Consider the following 23,497-nt stretch of genomic DNA (forward strand, 5'->3'; position numbering starts at 1 on the left):
TCTCTCAGCCCGGAAATTCCCTGAGTCAGGAAAAGCAGAATATGTGCCAAAGGCGGTTCGGCGCCTGTATACGGCCAATGCCAGCGCAGACGCTTCTTTCGCGGCAGCCAGCTGTGCATCCTTGTGGGGCAGTGGACGGGTGGTTGCCGTCCTTCAGTGCACATCGTTGGTATTTGAAGATCCAATCGCCTGTTGCTCCTGCGGTATGAGATAGACAGGCCGTCTGTGGCATGTAAATCGCATTAAACCTGATCATTCAGTCAGGATATGCCGGGAGTCTGTATGTCCAGTTTTGCGATTTGTAATGCCGCGATTTTCACGGTTGACCCACGCAACCGGGTTATTCCCGACGGCACCCTGGTCGTAGAGGACGGCACGATCGTCAGGGTGGGGGATAGCCGGGAAATCACCGTTCCGGGTGATTGTGAGGTGATTGACGGGAAGGGGTGTGCACTGTTGCCGGGGCTGATCGACTGTCACTCCCACTCCAGCCTGATGCGGGGTGTTACCGAGAACATGCCGTTGATGGAGTGGCTGCCCTGGTACCAGCTGGAACACCGGGCGATGACGGAAGAGTTCGCTTACCATTCGGCCCGGCTCTGCTACCTGGAAGCACTGCAATCCGGTACCACCTGCGTGATGGACATGTTCCGCTATATGGACCGCTGCGCTGATGCCGCTGGCGAGCTTGGTCTTAGGGTACAGCTTGCCCCCTATGTGGCGGACCGTCCCGGTAAGGACTTCTTCTCTACCCGGGAGGAAAACCGCCGGCTGATTCGCTCCCATCATGAAACCCGGAGTGGCCGGATACGGGTCTGGTTGGGGCTGGAGCACCTGTTCTACTGCACGGAAGACGCCTACCGCGAAGCTGCGGCCCTGAGCCGGGAATATGGTGTGGGCATCCATACTCACTGCAGTGAACAGAAGGAAGAAGAGTGGGCGGTTACTGCCGAGCTGGGACGAAGGTCGCTGGCCATGCTGGACCATTACGGCATTCTCGGGGAACGGACGCTGCTGGCCCACTGTGTCTGGCTGAACAGCGACGAAATCGCCAGGGTGGCGGACACAGGTACCAGCATTGCCCATTGCCCGGTCAGCAACGCCAAGCTGGCCAGTGGTGTGGCGCCGGTGCCGGAAATGCTTGCCGCCGGGGTCACCGTGGGGCTGGGCACCGACGGCCCGGTCTGTAATAACAGCCTTACCCTGTTTGAAGAAATGAAATTCGCCTCCCTGATCCAGAAGGCGACCCGGTTGGATGCTACCGCATTGCCCGCCGACCAGATCCTGCGTATGGCCACCATCAACGGCGCGAAAGCCCTGGGGCTGGACCACGAAATCGGTTCCCTGGAGGTGGGCAAGAAGGCAGACCTGCTGTTGCTGGACCTGGCGAAGGCCAACCTGACGCCGGTGAGTGTCAATGAACACGGCGGCAACCTGCTGTGGAATCTGGTGTTTGCCGCTACCAGTGCCAATGTTGCGGTCGTATGGGTGGACGGCCGGCGACTGATCGACAATGGCTATGCGACGACCGTTCCCCAGCAACTTGTTATCGCAGAGGCCCAGCAGCAGGGCCTGGCCCTGCACGAAGCCTGCCGACAACTTTCCCATACCCGAACCTCGATGGTTTGAGGACGAACCATCTTTTTTGGGGTACGTGCAACAACATCCTGTTGATTTATCGGGTCAGCTCACTCGCCATCCGGTTCTGCTCCTCGATGATATGGGGCAGTGACCGGGTGAGCAGTTCGCCTTCCTCAATGACCACGCGGCCGTTAATGATGCTCCAGTTCACCCGGGGCGGGGTGCAGAACACCAGTGAGGCCAGAGGGTCGCCCTGGCCCCCGGCCATGGCGATGTCATCGGTGCGGAAGGCAACGATATCGGCGCAATAGCCGGGCTGGATGCGCCCCAGGGCACCGCCCCGGCCCAACACTTCCGCGCCGCCCCTGGTAGCCAGACGCAGGGCTTCCCGGGCGGTCATATCACCGGGATTCTGCTCACGCACCCTTGCCGACAGCATGGCCAGGCGGGCCTCGTCCAGCAGGTTGCCACTATCGTTGGAGGCGCTGCCGTCCACGCCCAAGCCTACCTTGACCCCGGCATTGAGCATCCTGCGTACCGGCGCGATTCCGGAGGCCAGACGCATGTTTGAGCAGGGGCAGTGGGCGACGCCGGTGCCGGTGCGGGCAAACAGGGCAATACCGGGCTCATCCAGGTGTACACAATGGGCGTGCCATACGTCTTCACCCACCCAGCCTACGTGCTCGGTGAATTCTGTCGGTGTCATGCCGTAGCGTTCCTGGCTGAAGGCCACGTCTTTCCAGTTCTCGGCGGTGTGGGTATGCAGGCCTACCTTAAGGGAGCGTGCCATGGTCGCCGCCTCGCGCATCAGGTCGGTGGTTACGGTAAACGGAGAGCAGGGCGCCAGCGCCACCCGCACCATGGCGTCAGCGCTATGGTCGTGGTGAGTTTCCACCACCCGCTGCATGTCTTTGAGAATGGCGTCTTCGTCAGCTTCCACAAGGGCATCCGGGGGCAGGCCGCCCCGGCTTTGGCCCAGGCTCATGGCGCCCCGGGCGCCGTGGAAGCGCATGCCCATTTCGGTGGCCGCCTGAACACTGTCATCCAGGGTGATGCCATTTACGTGCAAGTAGGCATGGTCGGCTGCCGTGGTACAGCCGGACAGCATCAGCTCCGCCATGGCGGTCCGGCTGGCCGCCCGCTGCATCTCCGGGTTGATATTGCGCCATACCGGAAACAGTGCACTGAGCCAGTCAAAAAGCTCACCGTTCTGGGCGGCGGGCAACGCCCGGGTCAGGGACTGGAACATATGGTGGTGAGTGTTAATCAGGCCAGGTATGACCACATGAGCGTTCAGATCGATGGTGCGGTCCGCGCCTTCCGGGCATTCGGCCATGGGGCCTACAGAGTCAATGCGGTTGGCCCTTATGAGTATGTAGCCGTTGGTAATCTCGCGCTGATCATCGTCCATGGTAGCGATGACCCTGGCGTTCTTCAGTAGCAGCGTTTGCGTCATGGCTGGAATGTTCCCGTTACAAGAGTCTGGAGCGTTTTCTGTATGCAAGAGTGGTGCCTTAATACGCCAAGTAAAAGCCTGACTTTACGGTCATAAAAGTGACATTCCGCACCTGTTTGAAGCAGGTAATAGTTGTTCAGTCCCTTTAAAAGGCCGTATCTGTGCCTTTCTCGAGATGGCATGCCCGTTGCAAATAATCTGACCAATTGGCTAACAAATTCGGATAAGCAAGCGGAGGCAGTATGGCGGACAAGGTCGGGGGAATACCCGTGATTGATTTCGGGCCTTTCCTGGAGGGGGATACGACAGCACAGCGGACGGTTGCCGAACAGATGCGGCAGGCCAGCCGGGAATGGGGGTTCTTCTACCTGGAGAATTGCGGAATGCCGGCAGAGCAGTTGGCCGAAACCTTTGCTGCGTCGAAGGCCTTCTTCGACCTGCCAACGGACGAGAAAAACCGGGTCGCCTGGCAGAGCGCCGAAAGCAACCGTGGTTACGTGGGTATCAAGCGGGAGCGACTCGATCCTTCACGACCTGGGGACCTCAAGGAGGCCTTTAACCTGGCACCGGAACAACCAGACCCGGATGCCCACAAGAACCTCTGGCCAAAAGGGCATCCGCAGTTCGAGGAGACCATGACCCGGTTCCTGGACGAGTGCATTCATACAGCGGACCGGGTGTTGCAGGCATTCGCCCTTGCCCTGGGGCAGCCTGCGGACTTCTTTGTGGACGCCCATAACCTGCACCATCACACCCTGCGGTTGCTCCATTATCCGCCACTGCCGGAAGGCTTCGAGCCCCACGACGGTGAAAGCCGTGCTGGTGCCCATACCGATTACGGCAGCATTACCCTGTTGTTTCAGGACGATGTGGGTGGTCTTGAGGTGCGCACCCGTGCCGGCGATTGGATCCGGGCTACCCCGATACCAGGCACCGTGGTGGTAAATACCGGTGACCTTATGCACCGTTGGACCAACCATGTGTTTTGTTCCACGCCCCACCGGGTGAATGTGGCGCCGGAGCATCGCCATCGCGACCGCTATTCCATCGCGTTCTTCTGCCATCCCAACAAGGATGCGGTGATCACCTGTATCGACACCTGTGCGACGGAGGACAACCCGCCTATCTATGGCCCGATCACCGCCGGGCAGCACCTCCACGAACAGCTCACTAACACCTATGGCCCTTAAGGCTTGATCCTGAGTGAGGATGTCACCATGAAAACACTGAAGACACTGGCCGCCGGGATTACCCTGTCCCTACCCGTGAACGCTGGCAGACCTTGTTCGAGGACATGGTCGCAGCGGACACCCTGCCGGAGGACCTGGGCTGGGAAAAGGCCTTTAACCTGAGCTTCGTGGAAGTGGTTTACGCGGACTGAGCATCAGAAAGCACCCGACGAGGGGGGTCTCTGCTGCCCTTTTTCGTCCGTGTCAGGGCGGACCGACGATTCCTGCAACAAACCCGGCTAGGGCATCAGCTGTCGCTTGCGGCGCGGCGACCTGAGGTACATGGCCGGTATCCAGGGATACCACCTGGGCTCCGGGCACCAACGCCTGCATGCGACGTTGTACCGGTAACACCACCGAGCGGTCCCGGAGCGCCTCAATGTAGAGACGCGGCAACTTACCGAACCGCTCCGGCGTCCATTGAGGTACGAGGGCCCGGCTGCCCTCAGCCTGAGGGCCGAAGCGGGGAATGGCCTGCTCCGCCACTGTCTTACTGACGTCCTGCAGGAAGATGTCGCGAATGGCCATGTCGGGTACCCGGGAGACTCGTCCGTCAGCGTCCCACTGCAGGAACGGACCGATGCCGGAGGCTTCCGGGTGGTCGGCCAGCATTGTGGCAACCAACTCACCAAAGCCGGTCTTTGTGGGCAGCATCATTCCCGCGAGGTAAGCCACGCCAACAACCCGATCATTGATCGCTTCGGCTAGTTGCGTGACCACCGCGCCGCCGCCTGAATGGCCAACCAGCAGCAGCGGCCCGCCAACCTTTTCCAGGACGCGTTTCAGGTTTTCTACGCACTGGTCCAGGGACGCCTCTGCCGGGTTACCCAGACGCTCGCCGCAACCGGGCAGGTCAGGTGCGAGCACGGTGAATCCGCGTCCTTCCAGGCAAGGGGTAACGGCGTCCCACACCCAGCCGCCGGCCCAGGCACCATGGATCAGTAATGCGGTCACCGGTGAGTCAGGCATAGGTCCTCCGGTACATCTCCATCAAATGGGCTTCCACGGTGGTGGGCGGGTAGTGGGGCTGGTCGCCCTCCGCGAGGCATGCAGGGAGGCAGGACACCTCGTGGTCCGGGTTACCACTGTAGAAAAAGGGTACCGAATAGCGCTCTGCACCTGAGGTATTGATTACCCGGTGCAGGGTGGAGCGATAGCGGTCATTGGTCCAACGGGCAATCATGTCTCCCAGGTTCACCACAAAGGTGCCGGGAATGGGGTCGGCATCGATCCAGCGGTTATTCCGGGCGTCCCAGACCTGAAGGCCGGGGTTGTCGTCCAGTAGCAGGATGGTCACGCCGCCAAAATCCGTATGCGCGCCACAGCCTTTCTCCCCGGGTTGCGGACTGGGTGGTTGCGGGGGGTAGTGGAGTAATCGCAGTGTCGACAGCGGAGCGCGGCAGAAGTCCTCGAAGAAATCGGGCGACAACCCCAGGGCCATCGCCAGTGCCTCCATGATTTGGGCACTCAGGGCATTCATGGCGTGAAAGTATTCCGTCATGGTGTCCCGGAATGCAGGCGGGGACTGCGGCCACTGGTTGGCCCCCTGATTGAACCGGCCAGCCTTCACCCGTGGGTCTGATTCATCGAGTTCCTCCCCGATGTAGAAGCCTTCCTTCAGGTCCGGCGGGCTTCCCGGCTCCAGGGTCTGGCCTTTCAGGGGTTCGTACCCCCGGTTTGCCCGGGACCGCCCCTTGTGGAGGGCCACCTTCTGGTTTTCTGGCAAGGCGAACAGGGCTCTGGCGTCCCGGAATACCCGGTCGATCAGTTCTCCGGCAATGCCATGGTTGCTGACGTAGAAAAAGCCGGTTTGCAGGCAGGCATGGTCCAGCAGGTGAGCGAGCGCCAGGCGTTGTTCATCGGCTCCGTTAAGTAGTGACAGGTCGATAACGGGCAGTGGGGCGCCCGTCAGGGAGGTGGAGTGCATCATCTTTTTCCCAGGAGTAGATTCAATATTGTCCAGATGGTCAGTAATTCATAAAGCGTGCCAGAGATGCCGGAAACTCATGGAACGACCATCTCCCCGGAACCCGTTGTCCCGGACGTGAGCCGGGGCAGGGTGCCCGCCTGGCGATTGCCTCATGGGAGGGCGTGTCGTGTTTTTATGCACTGGTTTTGAGCGTATGACCCCCTTGATCAGAGGTCTTTGGTGAGTGTTCAAGTCTCAGCGCGCAGCGATGATCCGGGGGTGAAAGGCAAATAAACGGGCCGAAGGGGGTCTCTTTTCAGGGGGCCAGGCGACGCTGGCGGGAAATATGCAGCGGACAGCTTGGAGTTGGCCTGCCATTTGCTTTGTCCTGATAAAACCTGACCGAATGTTCAATAAAGTAGGCAGGCGATAAACCATCAAGGGGAAAGCATATGCACAAGGGTCTTACACGTTCATTCCTGCTCGTGGCCTTACTGGCCGGCGGGCTGATCAGCCAGTCGGTGCTCGCCGCCGATAAGGTCACCTACCAGCTGGACTGGCTGCCCGGTGGCGATAAATCCCCGGTGTACGTGGGTGTCCAGGAAGGCTTCTTTGAAGAAGAGGGTCTGGACGTCAGCATCGCCAGTGGTCGCGGTTCCACCGATGCCATCACCAAGATTGCCACCGGCCAGGCCGATATCGGCAGCGCCGATATTGGCGCGCTGATGGCGGCCAAGGCCCAGGATGACAGCCTGCCGGTCAGGGCGGTCTACAGCATCTTCAACCAGGCGCCCCACGCCTTCTTCACCCTGGAGAAAAACGGCATCACCGAGATGACCGATATGGATGGCAAGAAGGTGGCTACCTCGCCGTTCACCTCATCCAACGCGTTCCTGCCGCTGGTACTGAAGGAGAATGGCATGGCGGAAGACGCGGTCAGCCTGACCAAGGCTGATCCCGGGGCGCTCGGACCGATGCTGATGAACGGTGGCACAGACGCCATCATCGCCTGGGTCACCAACATTGCCCTGTTTGCCGATCAGGCCGAAGCCACCGGCAACGAACTGGTAGTGCTGCCCTGGTCCGACGCCGGTCTGGAGCTGTATTCCTCCTCGGTGGTGGCCAGTGAACGATTCCTCAGCGAGCGTCCGGACGTGGCCAAGCGCTTTATGCGGGCTTTCGACAAGTCGCTGAAATTTACCGGCGACAATCCCCGCCAGGCCGCGGAAGCCCTCAACAGCATGGTGCCGGAAGTGGACGTGGATGTAGCCACGGCCCAGATTGGGGACACCATGGAACTGGTCATGAACGACGTCAGCGAACGGGACGGCCTGGGAGCCCTCACCGAAGAGCGTGTGGCCCTGACCTGGGACTGGGTCAGCCAGGCGGAAAAGCTTGAGAAGGATGCCCTCGACCCGGAATTGGTCATCGACCGGACCCTGCTTGAGGCCCTGTAAGCATGACTACGCCCGCCACCAACCGTTCGTTTGTAACGCTGGCCGGGGTCGGTCACCGCTATGACCCGAATCCCGCGATTCCGTCAGCGGTCACGGGTATCGACCTGGACATCCGCCGTCACGAATTCGTGGCGGTGGTGGGGCCGTCCGGCTGCGGGAAATCCACCCTGCTGCGGATGATCGCGGGACTGCTGACACCCACGGACGGTGAGGTCTCGGTGTTCGGCAAGCAGGTCGATGGCCCCCGCGACGACGTCGGTATCGTGTTCCAGAAACCGACCCTGCTGCCATGGCTGTCGGTACGCAAGAACGTACTGTTTCCGCTCAGGCACAAATATGGTCGCTACAGTCGCGCGGATGAGAAGCGAGCCGACGAACTGTTGGCCATGGCGGGCCTGGAGAGTTTTGCCGACAAGATGCCGGATGAGCTGTCCGGTGGCATGCAGCAGCGTGTGGGCATCGTCCGGGCACTGTTGCTGAACCCGGACATCCTGCTCATGGACGAACCGTTTTCGGCGCTGGACGCCATGACCCGGGAGCAGATTGGCTTTGACCTCCTGAAGATCTGGGAGGAGAACCCCAAGACCGTGCTGTTTATCACCCACTCCATCGCCGAGGCCGTGCTGCTGGCGGATCGGGTGCTGGTGATGAGCAAGCGCCCCGGCACTGTGCTGGATGTGCTGGATGTGGACCTGCCACGACCACGCACCACCCATACCATTTCCGAGCCGCGGTTCGGACAACTCACCGAGCGTCTGAGGAAGCATATCTATGAGCCTGAAGCTGCCTGAAGGCAGGACCAGCCGCGCGCTGCTGGCGGCGGCTCCCTGGCTGTTTTTCCTGGCGCTGATTCTGCTCTGGGAGCTGGTGTGTCAGGTGTTCTCGCTGCCTGAATACGTGCTGCCGGCACCAATCGCCATCGTGGAGGCGTTTTTCAATGTGGAGTTTAGCCGCTGGCTGACCCACCTGTGGGCGACGCTGCGGGTAGCGCTGATGGGTTTTGCAGTGTCCATACTGGTGGCGATACCGATCGCCATTGCCATGATGCGTTCGGAACTGCTGACCCGCACGCTCTATCCGTTGCTGGTGGTCATACAGTCCACGCCGGTGGTGGCCGTTGCACCACTGATTATCGTGCTGATGGGCTCGGACGACCCCTCGCGGGTGTTGATCACCTGCCTGCTGACGTTCTTTCCGCTGGTCGTGTCGACCGCCACCGGTATTAATGAGACGCCCGGGGAGTTGGTTGAACTGAGCCGCTCACTGGACGCACCGTTGCGCCGGGAAACCTGGCAGATCCGCATTCCCTACGCCATCCCTCATATCTTCAGCGGCCTGCGGGTCGCCATCACCCTGGCGATCATTGGTGCCGTGGTCGCCGAGTTCGTCGCGGCCGAGGAAGGGTTGGGCTATTTCATCCAGTTTTCCACGTCTTTCTTCCGGATACCCCAGGCCTTTGCCGGTCTGTTCTTCCTGGCCGTCGTGAGCCTGTTGCTGTTCAAGTCCGTGCAGTGGATACAGCAGTGGTTCTTTCCCTGGAGCCTGCCTCGCAAGAGCGGCCATTGACCATGAGGAGTTTCCCTTTGGCGCTGACAGAGCAACCGACGGACAATGATCTGAGGTTTATCCGTAAGACCCTCGACCTGGCCAATAGCGCTGCAGCCCAGGGCATCCACCCGTTTGCCGCCGTTCTGGTGGACGAGCAGGGCGAAGAGCTGATGTCCCAGGTGAATGCCTACCTGCCGCACCAGGATATGACCGGCCATGCCGAGCGGGTGCTGATGACCCGGGCCAGTCAGGCCTGGCGCCCCCATGAGATGGCGAAGTTCACAATGTATGTGTCGGCAGAGCCCTGCTGCATGTGTGCCGGAGCCGCCTATTGGGCGGGTCTGGGGCGGCTGGTATACGGGGTCAGTGAACACCGCCTGAAACAGATGACCGGCAACCACCCTGAGAATCCCACACTGGACCTGCCCTGCCGCCAGGTATTCGCTTCCGGCCAGCGGGAAGTGGAGGTCATTGGCCCGGTGCTGGAGGATGAGGCGGCGGAAATCCATGAAGCCTTTTGGCGCAACCAGCGATAGTGAGGACATAGCCATGAACGCAAGTCGTGTCACTGTCGTTGTGGACTCCCGTTATGGCACCACGCTGGCTCTGGCGAATGCGATTGCCGATGGTGCCCGCTCGGAAGGTGCCGAGGTCCGGCTATGCCGGGTGGAGATCGTCGAGCCGGAATTCAGTGTGGATACCCGGCGACAGGATTTTATGACGGCCCAGGCCGAATACCGGGACCTGCCACGGGCTTGCGCAGCTGATCTGGAGTGGGCCAATGGCATCCTGTGGGGATCGCCAACCCGCTATGGCCTGATGAGTACGCCCCTGCGCGCCTTTATCGACGAAGTGGCACCGCTATGGCGGCAAGGTGCGCTGATCGGAAAGGTGGGGGCCGCCTTTACCTCCACCGGGGGCATGCATTCCGGCAACGAAATGACACTGTTATCCCTGCTGCTTCCCTTCATGCAGCACGGCATGGTGCTGGCCGGGGTGCCCCACAGCGTGCCAGAGCTGGTGCACACCTCCAAGGGTGGCTCGCCTTATGGTGCCTCGGCGGTCACCGGTTTCGACGGAACACGGGGTGTGGACGGTAATGAGCTGGCCATTGCCCGGGCTTTGGGTGCCCGGGTCGCCAGACTGGCCCGCTGGGTCGAGCCAGAACCTGCGTCCGTAGAACTGGCTGCCAGTTCGGGGCGCTGATCCGGAAACCCTCTTTGAGGGGTGCCCGATGTAAGCGTTGTCTTCCTTTTGCCGCCTTCGGGCGGTTTTTTTGTCCCGCCACCGCCGGGTGCCTGTCTACGCTGGGCAAAACCGGTGCAGGCCAGCGCTGACCGGTTCAGTGTAGTGCACGCCAAGAGCCTCAGCGAAAGCTTTAGAAACATGAAATTAAAGGAATAATTGGTTTTTCTTCGAATGGCATGACGGTTGCTTTTAAAAACCTGAACAATTGGTCAGTTAAAGAGCGGCGGCAGCCGCTTGCAGTTACAGGAGAGATGTCATGGCAGTGAATAAACACGCAGTCATTAGTGGCTCGATCATGATAGCCGGGTTGCTCAGCTTGTCTCCGGCATCCGCCGAAGAACTGGACAAACTGGTGTTCGGTACCAACTGGTACGCCCAGGCCGAACATGGTGGTTTTTACCAGGCCTTGGCCACGGGCCTGTATGAAGACTATGGCCTGGACGTGGAAATCAGGATGGGCGGCCCTCAGATCAACGGCACCCAGTTGCTGGTCTCCGGTCGCTATGATCTGTTGATGGGCTATCCCATTGGCAACGTTAATGCCGTTGAAAAAGGACTCCCTGTGATGACCGTGGCGGCCTCCATGCAGGGGGATCCGCAGGCGCTGATTGCTCATCCCCATGTGGAGTCTATTGAGCAGATCAGGGAAGAGGGCCTGCCCGTCTATATCGCTACCTTCGCCCATTCCACCTTCTGGCCGTGGCTGAAGGCGGAATACGGCTTCGAGGATGATGTGGTGCACGCCTATACCTTCAGCGTGGCGCCTTTCCTCAACAACAAGGACATTGTGCAGCAGGGTTACCTGTCCTCCGAGCCCTTCGCCATGCGAAAGGGCGGTGTCGAACCCAACGTCTTCCTGTTGTCTGATCATGGCTACCCGCCTTATGCCACCACTATTGAAACCACTACTGACATGATTGAGGAGCGCCCCGATGTGGTGAAACGGTTTGTCCAGGCCAGCATGGAGGGCTGGAAGAGCTACCTGGAAAACCCGGAGCCCGGCAACGAGCTGATCATGAAAGAGAACCCGGAGATGACCCCGGAGCAGATCGCCTACGGCATCGAGAAGATGAAGGAGTATGAACTGGTAACCGGCGGCGATGCCGGGACCATGGGGATCGGCGTGATGACCGAGGAGCGCTGGCAAAAAATCAGGGACTTCATGGTAGAAGCCGGCCTGGCCTCCGAGGACCTGGATCTGAGCAGGGTCTACACCCTGGAATTCCTTCCGGAAGAGCCGGTGCTGCCCTGAGTATTGCCGCGATACCCATCCTGATGCTGGCCAGCCCTGGAGAGACCATTATGACAGCTACCAAGGTAATGCCCCTGAACCCGGTGCCGGACACCGGGCCGGACACCAGCGAGCCCGGTACCGTCGCACCACGCCCGGTGCTGCAGGTGAGCAGTGTCGACAAGATTTACGGCAACGGAACGGTTGCCCTGAAAGGCGCCGACCTGACGGTGAAGCAGGGCGAATTTGTGAGCCTGCTGGGTCCGTCCGGCTGCGGCAAGAGCACCCTGCTGCGCATCATGGCGGGCCTGGGTCAGGTCACCACTGGTAACGTGAGGTGGTGGGAGCAGGATTACGGCGTGGTGGGCAGCAGGGGCCGCAAACTGGCCTTTGTGTTCCAGAACGCCACCCTGATGCCCTGGGCCCGGGTGCGCAAGAACGTGCGGCTGCCCCTGGACCTGGAGCATGCCGGCAAGTCGGAGGACGTGGAACAGAAAATCGATGATGCCCTGGGCATGGTCGGCCTGAAGGGCTTCGATAATAGTTTTCCGCGGGAGCTGTCCGGTGGCATGCAGATGCGCGCCTCCATCGCCAGAGCCATGGTCACCGAGCCCAACCTGTTGCTGATGGACGAGCCCTTCGGGGCGCTTGACGAGATGACCCGCAACAAACTCAATGACGACGTGCTCAAGCTCTGGAAAGAAAAGGGCTGGACCATCGTATTCGTCACGCACAGTGTCTACGAGGCAGTGTATCTCTCCAGTCGCGTGGTGGTGATGGCGGCACGGCCCGGCCGGATCGTCGACGATATCGCTATTGAAGAGTCCTATCCGCGCTCCCCGAATTTCCGGGTCTCCACAGAATTTGCGGGTTATTGTCGCCAGGTCTCCCAGGCCCTGGAGCGCGCCAGTGCCATGGGCGAGGATCGGGATGAGGAGCGTCAGCCATGAAGGCACCCCTGATACGAAATGAGCGCTTTGTGCAGATCGGTGCACCCCTGCTGGTGGGCGTGCTGGTTCTGCTGATGTGGCAACTGACGGTGATGGCGTTCGATGTGCCGAAATACCTGGTGCCGAGCCCTGTCGATATCGGACAGTCTCTGGTGTCAGATTTCCCTTCTCTGTTCAATGCCCTGCTGATGACCCTGAAGGTGACGTTCCTGGCCTTTGCCATCGCCGTGATGGCCGGCGTTTCCGCGTCACTGCTGTTTGTGCAGAGCAAGTGGATCGAAATAAGCCTGTTTCCCTATGCGGTGCTGATGCAGGTGACACCGGTGGTTGCCATTGCTCCGCTGATTATCATCTGGGTCGACGACACCACCTGGGCGCTCACCATCTGCGCGGTGATCGTGGCCATCTTCCCGATCATCTCCAACACCACACTGGGCCTGCGCAGTGTGGATCCGAACCTGCTGAGCATGTTCCGGATGTACCGCACCAGCCGCTGGCAGGAACTGGTGAGACTGCGGATTCCCAGCGCACTTCCGTACTTCTTTGGAGGACTGAGGATCAGTTCAGGGCTGGCACTGATTGGCGCCGTCGTTGCGGAGTTCGTGGCGGGTACGGGGGGAGCCCAGGCAGGCCTTGCCTATATGATCCTGCAGTCTGGCTACAACCTGCAGATTCCCAGGATGTTCGCTGCCCTCATACTGATTACAGTCACCGGTATCCTGCTATTCGCCCTGATGGTGTGGATGTCTGATCGGGCCCTGCGCAACTGGCATGAGAGTGCCCTGAAGGTCGAACATTGAGTGTGATGCGATTTGTGCACTCATGGGGGCAACAGTGACCAGGGGAGGGACACTGAAACGAAAAAGGCCAACCCCGAAGGATTGGCCTTTTTCGTTGATCTAATTGGTCGGGACGGCAGGATTTGAACCTGCGACCACCTGCACCCCATACAGGTGCGCTACCAGACTGCGCTACGCCCCGAATTGCGTTCGGAGTATATGGCCAGGCAGCGGTGTCATATCGGAATAGTGACTGGCTGCTCTGTACTCCGTGCCAGGTTGGTTTCCCTCACTGGCTTAGCGGGAGCGAAGTCTACACTAGCCATTTGGAAAAATAAACACTCCATGACAGGGTGTTGCGGAAATTTTTGCGGCGCCATCCGCGGCCATGACTTTTGCGTAATCGTCTGTAGAATCCTTTTAGATTCGCCCTCTGACAAACCCTCAAAAATCCGGAGTCTGCTTTGAAGATTTCCCGCTGGTCCATGCCGTTGCGTTACAGCGCGCTGACGGCGAGTGTTATCGGTCTGGTGCTCACTGTGCCGCTCGTTTTCTGGTCTCCGGGCTTTGCCCTGCTCGCACTGGTGTTCCTGGGGCTTGTGGTGCTTGGTGTGTGGGACATGGTGCAGCGTCAGCGAACGGTGAGCCGGAACTATCCGATACTCGCTCATTTCCGCTATTTCCTGGAATCCATTGGCCCCGAAATCCGCCAGTATTTTATCCAGTCGGATACCGAGGAGCGTCCGTTTTCCCGGGAGCAACGCACCATCGTCTATCAGCGGGCCAAGAACATTCTGGACAAGCGCCCCTTCGGTTCCCAGCTGGAGATGTCCAGTGAAGGGTTTGAGTGGATGGACCACTCCATAAAGCCGGTGGAGATTCAGGACCCGGATTTTCGCATCACCATCGGATCCCGCTGCGCCAAGCCCTACAGTGCCAGCGTGTTCAACATTTCTGCCATGAGCTTCGGGTCATTGTCGGCCAACGCCATCCGCTCCCTTAATGAGGGAGCGAAGATCGGGGGCTTCTACCATGATACTGGCGAAGGCTCCATTTCCCGGTATCACCGGGAGCCGGGGGGCGACCTGGTCTGGGAAATCGGTTCTGGTTATTTCGGTTGCCGTCATGAAGACGGCACGTTCAGCGAAGAGAAGTTCGTGGAGAACGCCACCCTCGACCAGGTGAAGATGATCGAGATAAAACTCTCCCAGGGTGCCAAGCCTGGACATGGCGGGATACTGCCGGGCGCCAAGGTGACGCCGGAGATCGCCGAAGCCAGGGGTGTGCCGGTGGGGGAGGACGTGGTCTCCCCGGCCCAGCATTCCGCTTTCTCCACGCCGGTAGAGTTGCTGGAGTTCGTGGACCGGTTACGGGAGCTGTCCGGTGGCAAGCCGGTGGGCTTCAAACTGGCCATTGGTCACCCCTGGGAGTGGTTCGCCATCGTCAAGGCCATGCTTGAGACGGGCAGACACCCGGACTTTATCGTGGTGGACGGGGGCGAGGGCGGCACCGGCGCTGCACCGCTGGAGTTCATCAACCGCCTGGGCATGCCGCTGATCGAAGCCCTGTTGCTGGTCCACAACTCGCTGGTGGGGACCAACCTGCGCGAGCACATTGCTATCGGGGCAGCCGGCAAAATTACGTCCGCGTTCAACATTGCCCGCATCCTGGCCCTGGGGGCAGACTGGTGTAATGCAGCGCGGGGTTACATGTTCGCCCTCGGCTGCATCCAGGCGCTGAATTGTCACACCGGCCGCTGCCCCAGCGGGGTGGCCACCCAGGACCCAGTACGGGGCGGCAAGCTGGATGTGGCGGATAAAAGCGTGCGTGTGGCCAATTTTCATCGCAATACGGTCCAGGCCCTGGCGAACCTGCTCGGTGCAGCCGGCCTGAATCATCCCAGGGAGCTGGGACCGGAGCATATTGTTCGCCGGGTCAGCAAGACCACGGTGCATTCCTATATGGACCTGTATCCGTTCCTGGAACCCGGTGAGTTGCTCAACGGCCATGAGCCCGAGCATGGGGTGTTCCGCAAGTATTGGTCGTGCGCGAGGGCCGACAGCTTTGATCCCCCCGAGTTCATCCTGAAACTGCGGGAAACCAAGTTGCGCTGACGGGGCAGGCGGCCAGGCCAGGGAAGCCGGGGTTGCCTACCAGGCGTGATAGAAGTCTGTTACTTCCCGGTCAGCCAGGGCCTGGCGGTCACGGGAGTCGTGGCTGACAAGAACCAGGGTTTTGCCCTGGTGCCGGGCCTGCTGAAGCTGGCCCTGCAGAATGGCCCGGTTTTCGTCGTCCAGGCCGGTCATGGGCTCGTCAAGCAGCAGAATGGGCTGGGGCCGTAACAGGGCCCGGACCACCGCCACTCTCTGGCGCTGACCCCCGGACAGGTTTTCGGCCTTACGGTTGCCGAATCCGCCAAGATTCACGCCTTCAAGCGCGGCTTTGATTTGCGACCACTGTGTTTTCGACAAACCTAACCCGGGGTGCAGCCCAAGCCCGATGTTTTCTGCCACAGTGAGGTGATCAAACAGGTTCTGTTCCTGGAATACGGTGGTTACCGGGCGTTCCCAGGGGGGCAATGGCCCCAGGCTCTGACCTTGCCAGCGGATATCGCCCCCCGCGGGCGTCAGAAAGCCGGCGACCAGGTTCAGCAACGTACTTTTACCGCAGCCACTGGGGCCTGTCAGCGCCACGCATTCCCCTTCCTGGATACTGACCTTGAAGCGCCATCCGGTGGTCTCCGCAGGCTGGCCAGGGTAACGGAACAGCAGGTCGTCGATTTCAAGCATGGGGTACTCCGGTCTGGGTCACTCCGGTATGAGTTGCTGGGGTTCGGTGTGGCAACCGGCCAGGTCGGGACAGCAAGATGAAAATGGCTGCAATAATCACCAGCAGCCAGCAAGCGGTGCCGGTTGCCGCTGCTACCTGGTAGCTACCCAACTGCTGGTGCAGCAGCATCGGCAGGGTCGGCTGGGCCGGGGAGCCAAACAGGGCGATCACGCCGAAGTCGCCCATAGACAGGGTGATACCGTATCCCAGTGCCAGTGCCGTGGGGCGTTTCAGCCGGGGCCACTGCAGCCAGCGCCACCGGTACCAGCCACGGATATCCAGCTGGTCGGCAACCCGGAGTGTGGATGTGCCACTCGCCTGAAACGGCCCCCGCAGCACCTGCAATGTAAACGGCAGTGCCATCAGGCTGTTGATCAGGGATACCACCAGCAGCCCGTACCCCTGGATGCCGAGCCGGGGCTGGATCAGCAGGAACAGACCGGTTCCCAGGACAATGGGCGGCACGATCAACGGCAGGTAGCCGGACACGCTGGCGAGGCTGCGCGGTAGTCCGGGTTTCAGGACATTGGTTGCGGCGAGCAAGGTTAGTGTGATGGCCACAGCCAGAAAGCCAGCGGGCAGGGCAATCGCGAGGCTCCGCAAGGTGGCGCCCCAGAGTGCCAGCCTTGGGTTGGCAAGCTCGCCGGCCAGCCAGGGGATTCCCCGTAATGCAATGGCCAGCACCGGCAGGGCCAGGAACAGGGTAAAAAGGCCAATAAGGACACGGTCTGTTATCCGCCGCCAACCAGCGCTGTCGGCCCTGGGAGAAGCCGTGTCAGCGGACGACGACTGATCGGGCAGCACCGTCTGGTGCCGATTTCCGCGGAAGACCAGCCACCAGAGCCCGCCGCAGATCAGCAGTTGAACACAGGCCAGTAGCGCGGCCCGGTTGAAGTCGAACTCGAATCGCAACGCCTGGTAGATGGCCACCTCAATGGTGGTGGCTCCGGGCCCGCCACCGAGCGTGACCACGATGGCGAAGCTGGTAAAACACAGGGAAAACACCAGTGCCGCCAGGCCCGGCAATACAGGGCGAAGGGCAGGCCAGTCCAGCACCCGCCATAGCTGCCAGCTGCCAAGCCCCAGTTGGCTGGCAGCACGGCGTTGGTTTACAGGGATACGCTCCAGGGTTTGCACCATTACCCGGGCCGCCAGCGGCGCGTTGAAAAAAATGTGGGCCAGGAGGATGCCGGTGATGCCATAGAGGTTCCAGGGCAGTGAGCCACCTGCCCATTCTGCGGCGTCGGCCAGCCAGCCATTGCGCCCGTAGACAGCAACCAGCCCCGATACGGCCACGATCGTGGGCATCACCAGGCTGAGTTCCATCAGCCGAAGCAACGCGCTACGCCCCGGAAACCCGGGGTTTCGAACCAGTGCCCGGGCAACCGGGACGGCAATGAGCAGGCTGCCGAGAACGGAGAGCGTTGCCTGCCAGGCAGTGAACCGGATAACCCCCTGAAGGTAAGGGCTTTGCCAGAGTTCCGCGGGTCCGCTCTCAGTGCGCAGGATCAGGGCCAGTAACCCACTTCCCATCAGCAGCAGGATGAGCCCGGAAAAAACCAACCCGGGAGCCAGCTGCCAATTGCGGTGGGAAAACGGCGGCGCGGGCCGGATAATCGCAGGCATATCAGCGGGTCATGGCATCCAGCCATTCGTTGATCCAGGCCTGACGATTGTTCCTCAGGGTTTCCGGCGAAAACATCAACGCCCGTGTTGGCTGGATCAGCCGGTCGAAGACCTCAGGCAGCTCATCGCCCAGGTTAATGGCTGGGTACATCACGTTCTTGAGGGGCATGTGGCGCTGGAAATCCGGCGTCAGCATGAACTCCAGGAACGAGCGCGCAAGCGCCTTCTGGTCCGAGCTTTCGGTCACAGCCGCGACCTCGACCTGCAGGTAATGACCTTCCTCGAACGCTACTGCCTGGTAGCGGTCGGTCTTATCTACCGCCATGTGGTAAGCCGGTGAAGTGGAGTAGGACAGGATCATGGGCGCTTCCCCGTTCATGAACAGAGAGAAGTAGCCATCGCTCCAGCTCTGTGTGGTGGTGAGGATCTTGCCCTGTAATTGCTGCCACCGCTCGTCGGCCTGGTCACCGAAGACGTGTTTCATCCACAGCAGCAACCCCAGCCCGGGGGTGCTGGTGCGCGGGTCCTGGATGATGATTTTCAGGTCGTCCGGAGCGTCGACCAGGGCCGCAAGGCTTTCGGGGGGATTATCGATCTGTTGGGTATCGTAGACAAACGCAAGGTAACCCCAGTCATAGGGCACGAAAACCGGGTCCTGCCAGTCCACCGGCAGCGACAATTCCGGGAGTGACAACTGGTGTTGTGTCAGCAGGCCGGTTTTCCTGGCCGTTTCCATAGTGGATGTGTCCAGGCCCAGTACCAGGTCAGCGCTGGTTCCGGCGCCTTCCAGTCTCAGGCGTTGGAGAATGGCTCCGCCACTGTCCAGTACGGTGAACTGTAGTTGGCAGTTGCAGTGCTCTTCGAAAGCCTCCTTGATGGCGGGCCCGGGGCCCCACTCCGCTGCAAAGGACGGGTGGGTGTAAACCGTCAGCACCGGTTGGCCGTAAACCTGAGTCGCGTTTAGAAAGATAAAGGTAGTCAGCGCAGCGCGCAGTAGCTGGTGGAGGTTCATCGCTGGCATCCTGGTGTGGTCGTAAGCGTTGCCGGGGTGACCAGGGTGCAGTAGAGGGCAGGCGCTGATGGTGTCTCATCGCAGGCTCAATCCCTTCGCCGGTATGGTCCGGATCAGGTTCCGCGGGTATGGTCTCAGCCCTGCTTCAGGGCACCCCGTTGAGTCCTGGCAGGATAACCCGATCATGGTCGTCGGTGCCAGATCCGTGACGGGTTGTGACAGGGTTTTGTCAGTTCTGAAAGGATGACTTTCTTAACCTGTACTATTCTTCATATTACCGGCCCTTGCAGTTCGCAGGAGAACGCTATTTTGCTGCAGTGCCTGGAAACTCGATGGGCATCCGAAGCTTTTTTGATTCTTAGAGCTCAAAACAATAAAATTGCGCCGGTGTAACGTTGCGGGAGGAATCTACCCCCCGTGAAATGTAGCAAGCCATAGTCTATGGGAGGCTCCACAGTGGGCGAGGTTGTCAAAGACGAATACCAGACAGACTACGTGGCAGGCCAGGACAACATCAATCCGTTCGGTCTGGACCTGCATGCACCCGTGTTCCCCATTACGGCGATTCTGGTGGTCGTATTCGTAGTGGGCACTCTGATGTTTCCGGAAGGGGCGAAAGAGCTTCTGGACGGGACCAAGAACGCAATCATCAACAACTTTGATTGGTTCTTCGTACTGAGCGCCAATATCTTCGTGGTGTTCTGTATCGCGCTGATCTTCATGCCGGTGGGCAAGATCCGCCTGGGTGGCCCGGACGCAAAGCCGGAGTTCTCCACTTTGTCATGGTTCGCCATGCTGTTTGCTGCCGGTATGGGCATTGGTCTGATGTTCTGGGCCGTGGCGGAACCGGTGGCCTACTACACAGACTGGTACGGCACGCCGCTGAATGCGGAGCCGAACACCGCTGAGGGTGCCCGCATGGCCATGGGTGGCACCATGTACCACTGGGGTCTTCATCCGTGGGCTGTCTACGCAGTGGTTGCCTTGTCGCTGGCCTTCTTTTCCTTTAACAAGGGTATGCCGCTGACGATCCGTTCCGCCTTCTTCCCGCTTCTGAAGGACCGTGTCTGGGGCTGGCCGGGGCACATCATTGATGTGCTTGCCGTAGTCGCCACCATTTTTGGTCTGGCTACTTCACTGGGTTTCGGCGCTCAGCAGGCCGCATCCGGCCTTGACTACCTGTTCGGCACATCTGCCGGCATCAACGTCCAGATGGCTATCATTACCGGTGTTACCTTCCTGGCACTGCTTTCAGTGCTCCGCGGCCTTGATGGTGGCGTGAAGGTGCTCAGTAATATCAACATGATCCTGGCGGCAGTGCTGTTGCTGTTCATCCTGTTCGCCGGCCCGACCATGGCAATTCTTGAATATGTCTGGGTGACATCGTCAACCTATGTGGCCAACGTGGTTCCCCTGAGTAACCCGTTTGGTCGCGAAGATGAGACCTGGTTCCATGGCTGGACCGTGTTCTACTGGGCCTGGTGGATCTCCTGGTCACCCTTCGTTGGTATGTTTATCGCGCGGGTTTCCAGCGGCCGTACCGTTCGTGAATTTATTACGGCGGTGCTGATTATCCCGACCCTGATTACCGTGGTCTGGATGAGTGGCTTCGGTGGTACAGCGCTTGAGCAGATCCAGGCAGGTGTTGGTGAACTGGCTTCTGAGGGTTTGACAGACGTTTCCCTGGCCATGTTCCAGATGTTTGAGAATCTGCCGTTCACCGGGATTATTTCCTTTGTCGGCATCGTCCTGGTGCTGGTGTTCTTCGTGACCTCGTCCGATTCCGGCTCGCTGGTTATCGATAGCATCACCGCCGGTGGCAAGACCGATGCACCCACAGCCCAGCGTGTGTTCTGGGTAGTTATGGAAGGTGCCATCGCGGCTGCGCTGATCTTTGGTGGTGGCTCCGATGCGCTTGGTGCAATCCAGGCGTCCGCTATCAGTGCGGGCCTGCCGTTTACGGCAATCCTGCTGGTCATGTGCTGGGGTCTGTTCAAGGGGCTCAGCCACGAGCGCAAGCTGTTGCTGGCTGAAGGAAAGCTCTAGTCTCTCCAGGCTGGTGACGAAAACCGGGGCTGCGGCTCCGGTTTTTTTATATCTGACAACTGACCCGCTGCCGGGTGTGGTGGGCACCCCGTAATCTGGTAAGCGGTGTGGTTGGTGGGGAATTTCAGGCCCCGAAAGTGGTCATGGAATAGGCTGCACGCTTTTCCGGCGTGAAATGCGGGCGTTTGAGGGACTCGATATTTCTCAGGCGTGGCAACAAGCCCTTGCCGTTGGCCATCTGGATAGCAAGGCCCGGACGGGCGTTAAGCTCCAGCAGCAATGGGCCTTCCACTTCATCCAGTACCAGGTCCACCCCGATGTAGCCGAGGCCGGTTGCTTCATAGCAGCGGGCGGCCATTACCAGCATGGTGTCCCAGTCATCAATGCGGATGTCACTCACGGGCAGGCCGGTGTCCGGGTGAAGCAGGATCTGGCGATTGAACTGCACCGCATTGAGCGCATGGCCGGAACCAATGTCCAGGCCAACGCCTACCGCCCCCTGGTGCAGGTTAGCCTTGCCATCGGATGCCCTGGTGGACAGCCGGAGCATGGCCATCACCGGATAGCCCTGGAATACGACGATCCGGATGTCTGGCACCCCCTGGAAGGAAAATTTTGAGAGCAGGGCGGTCGGTCGCACCAGGTCCTCGACGATGGCCACGTCCGGTGTGCCGCCCAGACTGTAAAGTCCGGCGAGGATGTTGCTCAGGTGCCGCTCCAGGTAGCCCAGGGTGAGATGGGCGCCAGACGCCTTGACGTACTGGTCTCCTTCACGGCGCTGGATCACGGTGATCCCCTTGCCTCCGGAGCCCTTTGACGGCTTGATGGCAAACCCTTCCAGGTCCACTGCCATGTCACTGAAGTGACTGATTTCGTGCTGCTGACGGACGACCTGCCGCAGGCGGGGGGTCTTGATATCAAACTCTTCGGCCAACAGCTTGGTCTTGAGTTTGTCATCCACCAGCGGGTAGGAACGACGATCGTTGTAACGGGCGATGTACGACACATTGCGTTCGTTCATCCCCAGGATACCGGCCTTGCGCAGGCGGAAGGGCGATATCCATGCACTCATGAAAAGTCCCTCACCGGGCTGAACCGCCGTAGCTCACTCAGCTTGTAGCCGGTGTACTGACCCATCAAAAGTACCAGTCCGAACGTCACCAGGTGCAACTCGGGGAAGTTGAAGGTCAGGTGGCTGGCCAGCGGGGCGTCCATCAGCAGGTACGCCAGCACGGCGACAAACAGGCTGCCAAAGCCCTGGGTCAGCACTTCCCGCGCGCCGTCTTCTTCCCAGAGGATGGACATCCGCTCGATGGTCCAGGCCAGAATGACCATCGGGAAGAAGGTGACCGTCATGCCGGTATTGAAGCCCATCTGGTATCCGATAATGCTGATACCGGTGGTGATCGCGATGACCAGGATAATCAGGGCGGATATCCGGGCCACCAGTAGCAGGTTAAGGCTCGACAGGTAACCACGCATCAGCAATCCCACGGTAACCACCGAGAGGAACGCAACCAGTCCTGGTATCAGCGATGTCTGCACAAAGGCCACCGCAATGAGCACCGGCATGAAGGTACCGGAGGTGCGGATGCCAATGATGATTCGCATAAAGGCTACGACCAGGGCACCGAGGGGGAGTAACAGCAACATACGGAACATGCCCTGTTCCTCGATGGGCAGTTCGTAGAGGCTCAGAAAGCCGAGGCCGTTGCCGCTGCCCTCACGGGTAGCCAGTTGCAGGGCGGGTACCGTCTGCTGGAGCATGGAGAAACTGATCTGCGAGTCTTCGCCCCCCATCACATCCAGCAGTGAATCGGCATCCTGTCGCCATAGCAGGACATCGTCCGGCAGCCCCTGCTGGCCGGTTTCCGGATGGAAGGTCAGCCAGCGTTCGCCGTTGTGGATTTGCAGGAATGGCCGCAGGGGTTGAAGGCGCCGGGCGTCTTCCAGTTTCAGGCCGTCGGCCACCCGGGCCGGTATGCCGGCCTGGTTGAGCATGCGTTGGACCAGGGTGACGTAGGGGTTGTTGTTCAGCAATAGCGAGATGTTCTGGTCCGGTTCCGACGACTGCATCAGTTTGATCAGCTCCCGGGTCATGCTTTCCGGGCTGGCGGACTTGGCAGCGGCTCGCTCCAGTACCTCGGCCACCGCGGTAGCCTGTGGCTCTTCCCAGAACACCTCCTCTGGCTCTGGCGGAACCGTTATGATCTCGCCATCGGTGGAACCATCGGGTGTCAGCTGGACATTGAAGTACAGGGTCTGCGAACCCTCCGCCTGGCGGATGCTCCATTCGGCACGCAAGTCACCGGAATCTTCGATCAGCGAGAAGCCATAGCCCGGTGATGCCGCCTGCTGGGACAGAACCCGAAACCCCGGCGGGTTATCCGGCACGTTAAGGCTGACCAGGACTTCCTCGCCACTGGCCTCAAAATCAATGCGTGCTTCCACCATCCATACCGGCTTTTGTTCCCCCGCCAGCCAGGGTATGCCCAGTTGCACATGGCGGGTCACCGCCAGGGCAATGCCGGCGGCAATCAGTAAAAAAATGGCGAGGTAGAAGGGATAGCGGGAACGCTGTTTCAAGACAGGGGCC

General features: G+C 60.2%; 20 protein-coding genes, 1 tRNA gene and 1 riboswitch. Of the genes, 12 read left to right on the forward strand and 9 right to left on the reverse strand.

From position 1 onward, the window contains the following. Positions 1-282 precede the first annotated feature (282 nt). On the forward strand, positions 283-1,629 hold the full coding sequence (locus BM036_RS06245) for an amidohydrolase family protein (RefSeq protein WP_091849577.1): 1,347 nt from the start codon (positions 283-285) through the stop codon (positions 1,627-1,629). A gap of 46 nt (positions 1,630-1,675) precedes the next feature. Here BM036_RS06245 and BM036_RS06250 read toward each other — a convergent pair whose 3' ends face one another. After that, a complete protein-coding gene (locus BM036_RS06250) occupies positions 1,676-3,037 on the reverse strand; it encodes an 8-oxoguanine deaminase (protein WP_091849579.1) in 1,362 nt (453 codons plus the stop codon). 242 nt (positions 3,038-3,279) lie between these two features. On the opposite strand from BM036_RS06250, the gene BM036_RS06255 reads away from it, so the two are divergent. Beyond that, entirely contained in the window at positions 3,280-4,227 is a 948-nt protein-coding gene (locus BM036_RS06255; RefSeq protein WP_091849581.1) for an isopenicillin N synthase family dioxygenase, read from the forward strand. A gap of 243 nt (positions 4,228-4,470) precedes the next feature. On the opposite strand, the gene BM036_RS06260 is transcribed toward BM036_RS06255, so the two are convergent. Together BM036_RS06260 and BM036_RS06265 are read right to left on the reverse strand one after the other, a co-directional pair. Further along, the gene (locus BM036_RS06260; RefSeq protein WP_091849583.1) at positions 4,471-5,235 is read right to left on the reverse strand and encodes an alpha/beta fold hydrolase; all 765 of its coding nucleotides are present in this window, start codon (positions 5,233-5,235) and stop codon (positions 4,471-4,473) included. Next, positions 5,228-6,196, reverse strand: coding sequence for an isopenicillin N synthase family dioxygenase (locus BM036_RS06265; protein WP_245742503.1), 969 nt, complete (start codon positions 6,194-6,196; stop codon positions 5,228-5,230). The genes BM036_RS06260 and BM036_RS06265 overlap by 8 nt, the downstream gene beginning before the upstream one ends. A gap of 431 nt (positions 6,197-6,627) precedes the next feature. On the opposite strand from BM036_RS06265, the gene BM036_RS06270 reads away from it, so the two are divergent. The 8 genes from BM036_RS06270 to BM036_RS06305 all read left to right on the forward strand — a co-directional run bounded on the left by BM036_RS06270 (position 6,628) and on the right by BM036_RS06305 (position 13,409). Beyond that, entirely contained in the window at positions 6,628-7,632 is a 1,005-nt protein-coding gene (locus tag BM036_RS06270) for an ABC transporter substrate-binding protein (protein WP_091849585.1), read from the forward strand. A 2-nt stretch (positions 7,633-7,634) separates the two neighbouring features. After that, a complete protein-coding gene (locus BM036_RS06275) occupies positions 7,635-8,423 on the forward strand; it encodes an ABC transporter ATP-binding protein (protein ID WP_091849587.1) in 789 nt (262 codons plus the stop codon). Beyond that, positions 8,404-9,198 carry an ABC transporter permease gene (locus BM036_RS06280; protein ID WP_091849589.1) on the forward strand — a complete coding sequence of 265 codons (795 nt, stop codon included), beginning with the start codon at positions 8,404-8,406 and terminating at the stop codon, positions 9,196-9,198. The genes BM036_RS06275 and BM036_RS06280 overlap by 20 nt, the downstream gene beginning before the upstream one ends. Positions 9,199-9,200: 2 nt before the next feature. Continuing rightward, on the forward strand, positions 9,201-9,716 hold the full coding sequence (locus BM036_RS06285; RefSeq protein WP_091849591.1) for a nucleoside deaminase: 516 nt from the start codon (positions 9,201-9,203) through the stop codon (positions 9,714-9,716). A gap of 13 nt (positions 9,717-9,729) precedes the next feature. Further along, the gene (gene wrbA, locus BM036_RS06290) at positions 9,730-10,386 is read left to right on the forward strand and encodes an NAD(P)H:quinone oxidoreductase (protein WP_091849593.1); all 657 of its coding nucleotides are present in this window, start codon (positions 9,730-9,732) and stop codon (positions 10,384-10,386) included. Between the two features lie 298 nt (positions 10,387-10,684). Then, on the forward strand, positions 10,685-11,680 hold the full coding sequence (locus BM036_RS06295; RefSeq protein WP_091849595.1) for an ABC transporter substrate-binding protein: 996 nt from the start codon (positions 10,685-10,687) through the stop codon (positions 11,678-11,680). Between the two features lie 50 nt (positions 11,681-11,730). Continuing rightward, positions 11,731-12,609, forward strand: coding sequence for an ABC transporter ATP-binding protein (locus tag BM036_RS06300; RefSeq protein ID WP_218144783.1), 879 nt, complete (start codon positions 11,731-11,733; stop codon positions 12,607-12,609). Further along, positions 12,606-13,409, forward strand: coding sequence for an ABC transporter permease (locus BM036_RS06305; protein ID WP_091849599.1), 804 nt, complete (start codon positions 12,606-12,608; stop codon positions 13,407-13,409). Before BM036_RS06300 ends, BM036_RS06305 begins: the two co-directional genes overlap by 4 nt. 104 nt (positions 13,410-13,513) lie before the next feature. On the opposite strand, the gene BM036_RS06310 is transcribed toward BM036_RS06305, so the two are convergent. Further along, positions 13,514-13,590, reverse strand: a tRNA-Pro gene (locus tag BM036_RS06310). Between the two features lie 283 nt (positions 13,591-13,873). On the opposite strand from BM036_RS06310, the gene BM036_RS06315 reads away from it, so the two are divergent. Beyond that, complete coding sequence (locus BM036_RS06315) at positions 13,874-15,502, forward strand: FMN-binding glutamate synthase family protein (RefSeq protein ID WP_091849760.1); 1,629 nt, start codon at positions 13,874-13,876, stop codon at positions 15,500-15,502. A gap of 36 nt (positions 15,503-15,538) precedes the next feature. On the opposite strand, the gene BM036_RS06320 is transcribed toward BM036_RS06315, so the two are convergent. The 3 genes from BM036_RS06320 to thiB are packed head-to-tail and all read right to left on the reverse strand — an operon-like array spanning position 15,539 to position 18,855. After that, positions 15,539-16,177, reverse strand: coding sequence for an ATP-binding cassette domain-containing protein (locus BM036_RS06320; RefSeq protein WP_091849601.1), 639 nt, complete (start codon positions 16,175-16,177; stop codon positions 15,539-15,541). Beyond that, positions 16,170-17,843, reverse strand: a complete 1,674-nt coding sequence (gene thiP / locus BM036_RS06325) for a thiamine/thiamine pyrophosphate ABC transporter permease (protein ID WP_091849603.1) — start codon at positions 17,841-17,843, stop codon at positions 16,170-16,172. The genes BM036_RS06320 and thiP overlap by 8 nt, the downstream gene beginning before the upstream one ends. Before the next feature lies 1 nt (position 17,844). Then, entirely contained in the window at positions 17,845-18,855 is a 1,011-nt protein-coding gene (gene thiB / locus BM036_RS06330) for a thiamine ABC transporter substrate binding subunit (protein WP_091849605.1), read from the reverse strand. A 73-nt stretch (positions 18,856-18,928) separates the two neighbouring features. After that, positions 18,929-19,023: riboswitch (TPP riboswitch) on the reverse strand. Between the two features lie 288 nt (positions 19,024-19,311). Here thiB and BM036_RS06335 point away from each other — a divergent pair. Further along, positions 19,312-20,901 carry a BCCT family transporter gene (locus tag BM036_RS06335; RefSeq protein ID WP_091849762.1) on the forward strand — a complete coding sequence of 530 codons (1,590 nt, stop codon included), beginning with the start codon at positions 19,312-19,314 and terminating at the stop codon, positions 20,899-20,901. Between the two features lie 124 nt (positions 20,902-21,025). On the opposite strand, the gene BM036_RS06340 is transcribed toward BM036_RS06335, so the two are convergent. Beyond that, positions 21,026-21,973 (reverse strand): alpha-L-glutamate ligase-like protein, encoded by a 948-nt coding sequence (locus BM036_RS06340; protein ID WP_091849607.1) that lies wholly within the window; start codon positions 21,971-21,973, stop codon positions 21,026-21,028. Then, complete coding sequence (locus BM036_RS06345; RefSeq protein WP_091849609.1) at positions 21,970-23,487, reverse strand: inactive transglutaminase family protein; 1,518 nt, start codon at positions 23,485-23,487, stop codon at positions 21,970-21,972. The genes BM036_RS06340 and BM036_RS06345 overlap by 4 nt, the downstream gene beginning before the upstream one ends. Positions 23,488-23,497: the final 10 nt, after the last annotated feature.

The sequence above is a fragment of the Marinobacter segnicrescens genome (assembly GCF_900111555.1).
In the GTDB taxonomy this organism is placed as follows: Bacteria; Pseudomonadota; Gammaproteobacteria; order Pseudomonadales; family Oleiphilaceae; genus Marinobacter; species Marinobacter segnicrescens.

Excerpts from the sequence above, each read along its gene's own strand:
- BM036_RS06320 (WP_091849601.1), bottom strand. The coding sequence starts at position 16,177 with ATGCTTGAAATCGACGACCTGCTGTTCCGTTACCCTGGCCAGCCTGCG.
- BM036_RS06250 (WP_091849579.1), bottom strand. The coding sequence starts at position 3,037 with ATGACGCAAACGCTGCTACTGAAGAACGCCAGGGTCATCGCTACCATG.
- BM036_RS06260 (WP_091849583.1), bottom strand. The coding sequence starts at position 5,235 with ATGCCTGACTCACCGGTGACCGCATTACTGATCCATGGTGCCTGGGCC.
- BM036_RS06340 (WP_091849607.1), bottom strand. The coding sequence starts at position 21,973 with ATGAGTGCATGGATATCGCCCTTCCGCCTGCGCAAGGCCGGTATCCTG.
- BM036_RS06315 (WP_091849760.1), top strand. The coding sequence starts at position 13,874 with ATGCCGTTGCGTTACAGCGCGCTGACGGCGAGTGTTATCGGTCTGGTG.
- thiB (WP_091849605.1), bottom strand. The coding sequence starts at position 18,855 with ATGAACCTCCACCAGCTACTGCGCGCTGCGCTGACTACCTTTATCTTT.
- thiP (WP_091849603.1), bottom strand. The coding sequence starts at position 17,843 with ATGCCTGCGATTATCCGGCCCGCGCCGCCGTTTTCCCACCGCAATTGG.
- BM036_RS06255 (WP_091849581.1), top strand. The coding sequence starts at position 3,280 with ATGGCGGACAAGGTCGGGGGAATACCCGTGATTGATTTCGGGCCTTTC.
- BM036_RS06285 (WP_091849591.1), top strand. The coding sequence starts at position 9,201 with ATGAGGAGTTTCCCTTTGGCGCTGACAGAGCAACCGACGGACAATGAT.
- BM036_RS06275 (WP_091849587.1), top strand. The coding sequence starts at position 7,635 with ATGACTACGCCCGCCACCAACCGTTCGTTTGTAACGCTGGCCGGGGTC.
- wrbA (WP_091849593.1), top strand. The coding sequence starts at position 9,730 with ATGAACGCAAGTCGTGTCACTGTCGTTGTGGACTCCCGTTATGGCACC.
- BM036_RS06295 (WP_091849595.1), top strand. The coding sequence starts at position 10,685 with ATGGCAGTGAATAAACACGCAGTCATTAGTGGCTCGATCATGATAGCC.
- BM036_RS06305 (WP_091849599.1), top strand. The coding sequence starts at position 12,606 with ATGAAGGCACCCCTGATACGAAATGAGCGCTTTGTGCAGATCGGTGCA.
- BM036_RS06280 (WP_091849589.1), top strand. The coding sequence starts at position 8,404 with ATGAGCCTGAAGCTGCCTGAAGGCAGGACCAGCCGCGCGCTGCTGGCG.
- BM036_RS06245 (WP_091849577.1), top strand. The coding sequence starts at position 283 with ATGTCCAGTTTTGCGATTTGTAATGCCGCGATTTTCACGGTTGACCCA.
- BM036_RS06270 (WP_091849585.1), top strand. The coding sequence starts at position 6,628 with ATGCACAAGGGTCTTACACGTTCATTCCTGCTCGTGGCCTTACTGGCC.
- BM036_RS06300 (WP_218144783.1), top strand. The coding sequence starts at position 11,731 with ATGACAGCTACCAAGGTAATGCCCCTGAACCCGGTGCCGGACACCGGG.
- BM036_RS06265 (WP_245742503.1), bottom strand. The coding sequence starts at position 6,196 with ATGATGCACTCCACCTCCCTGACGGGCGCCCCACTGCCCGTTATCGAC.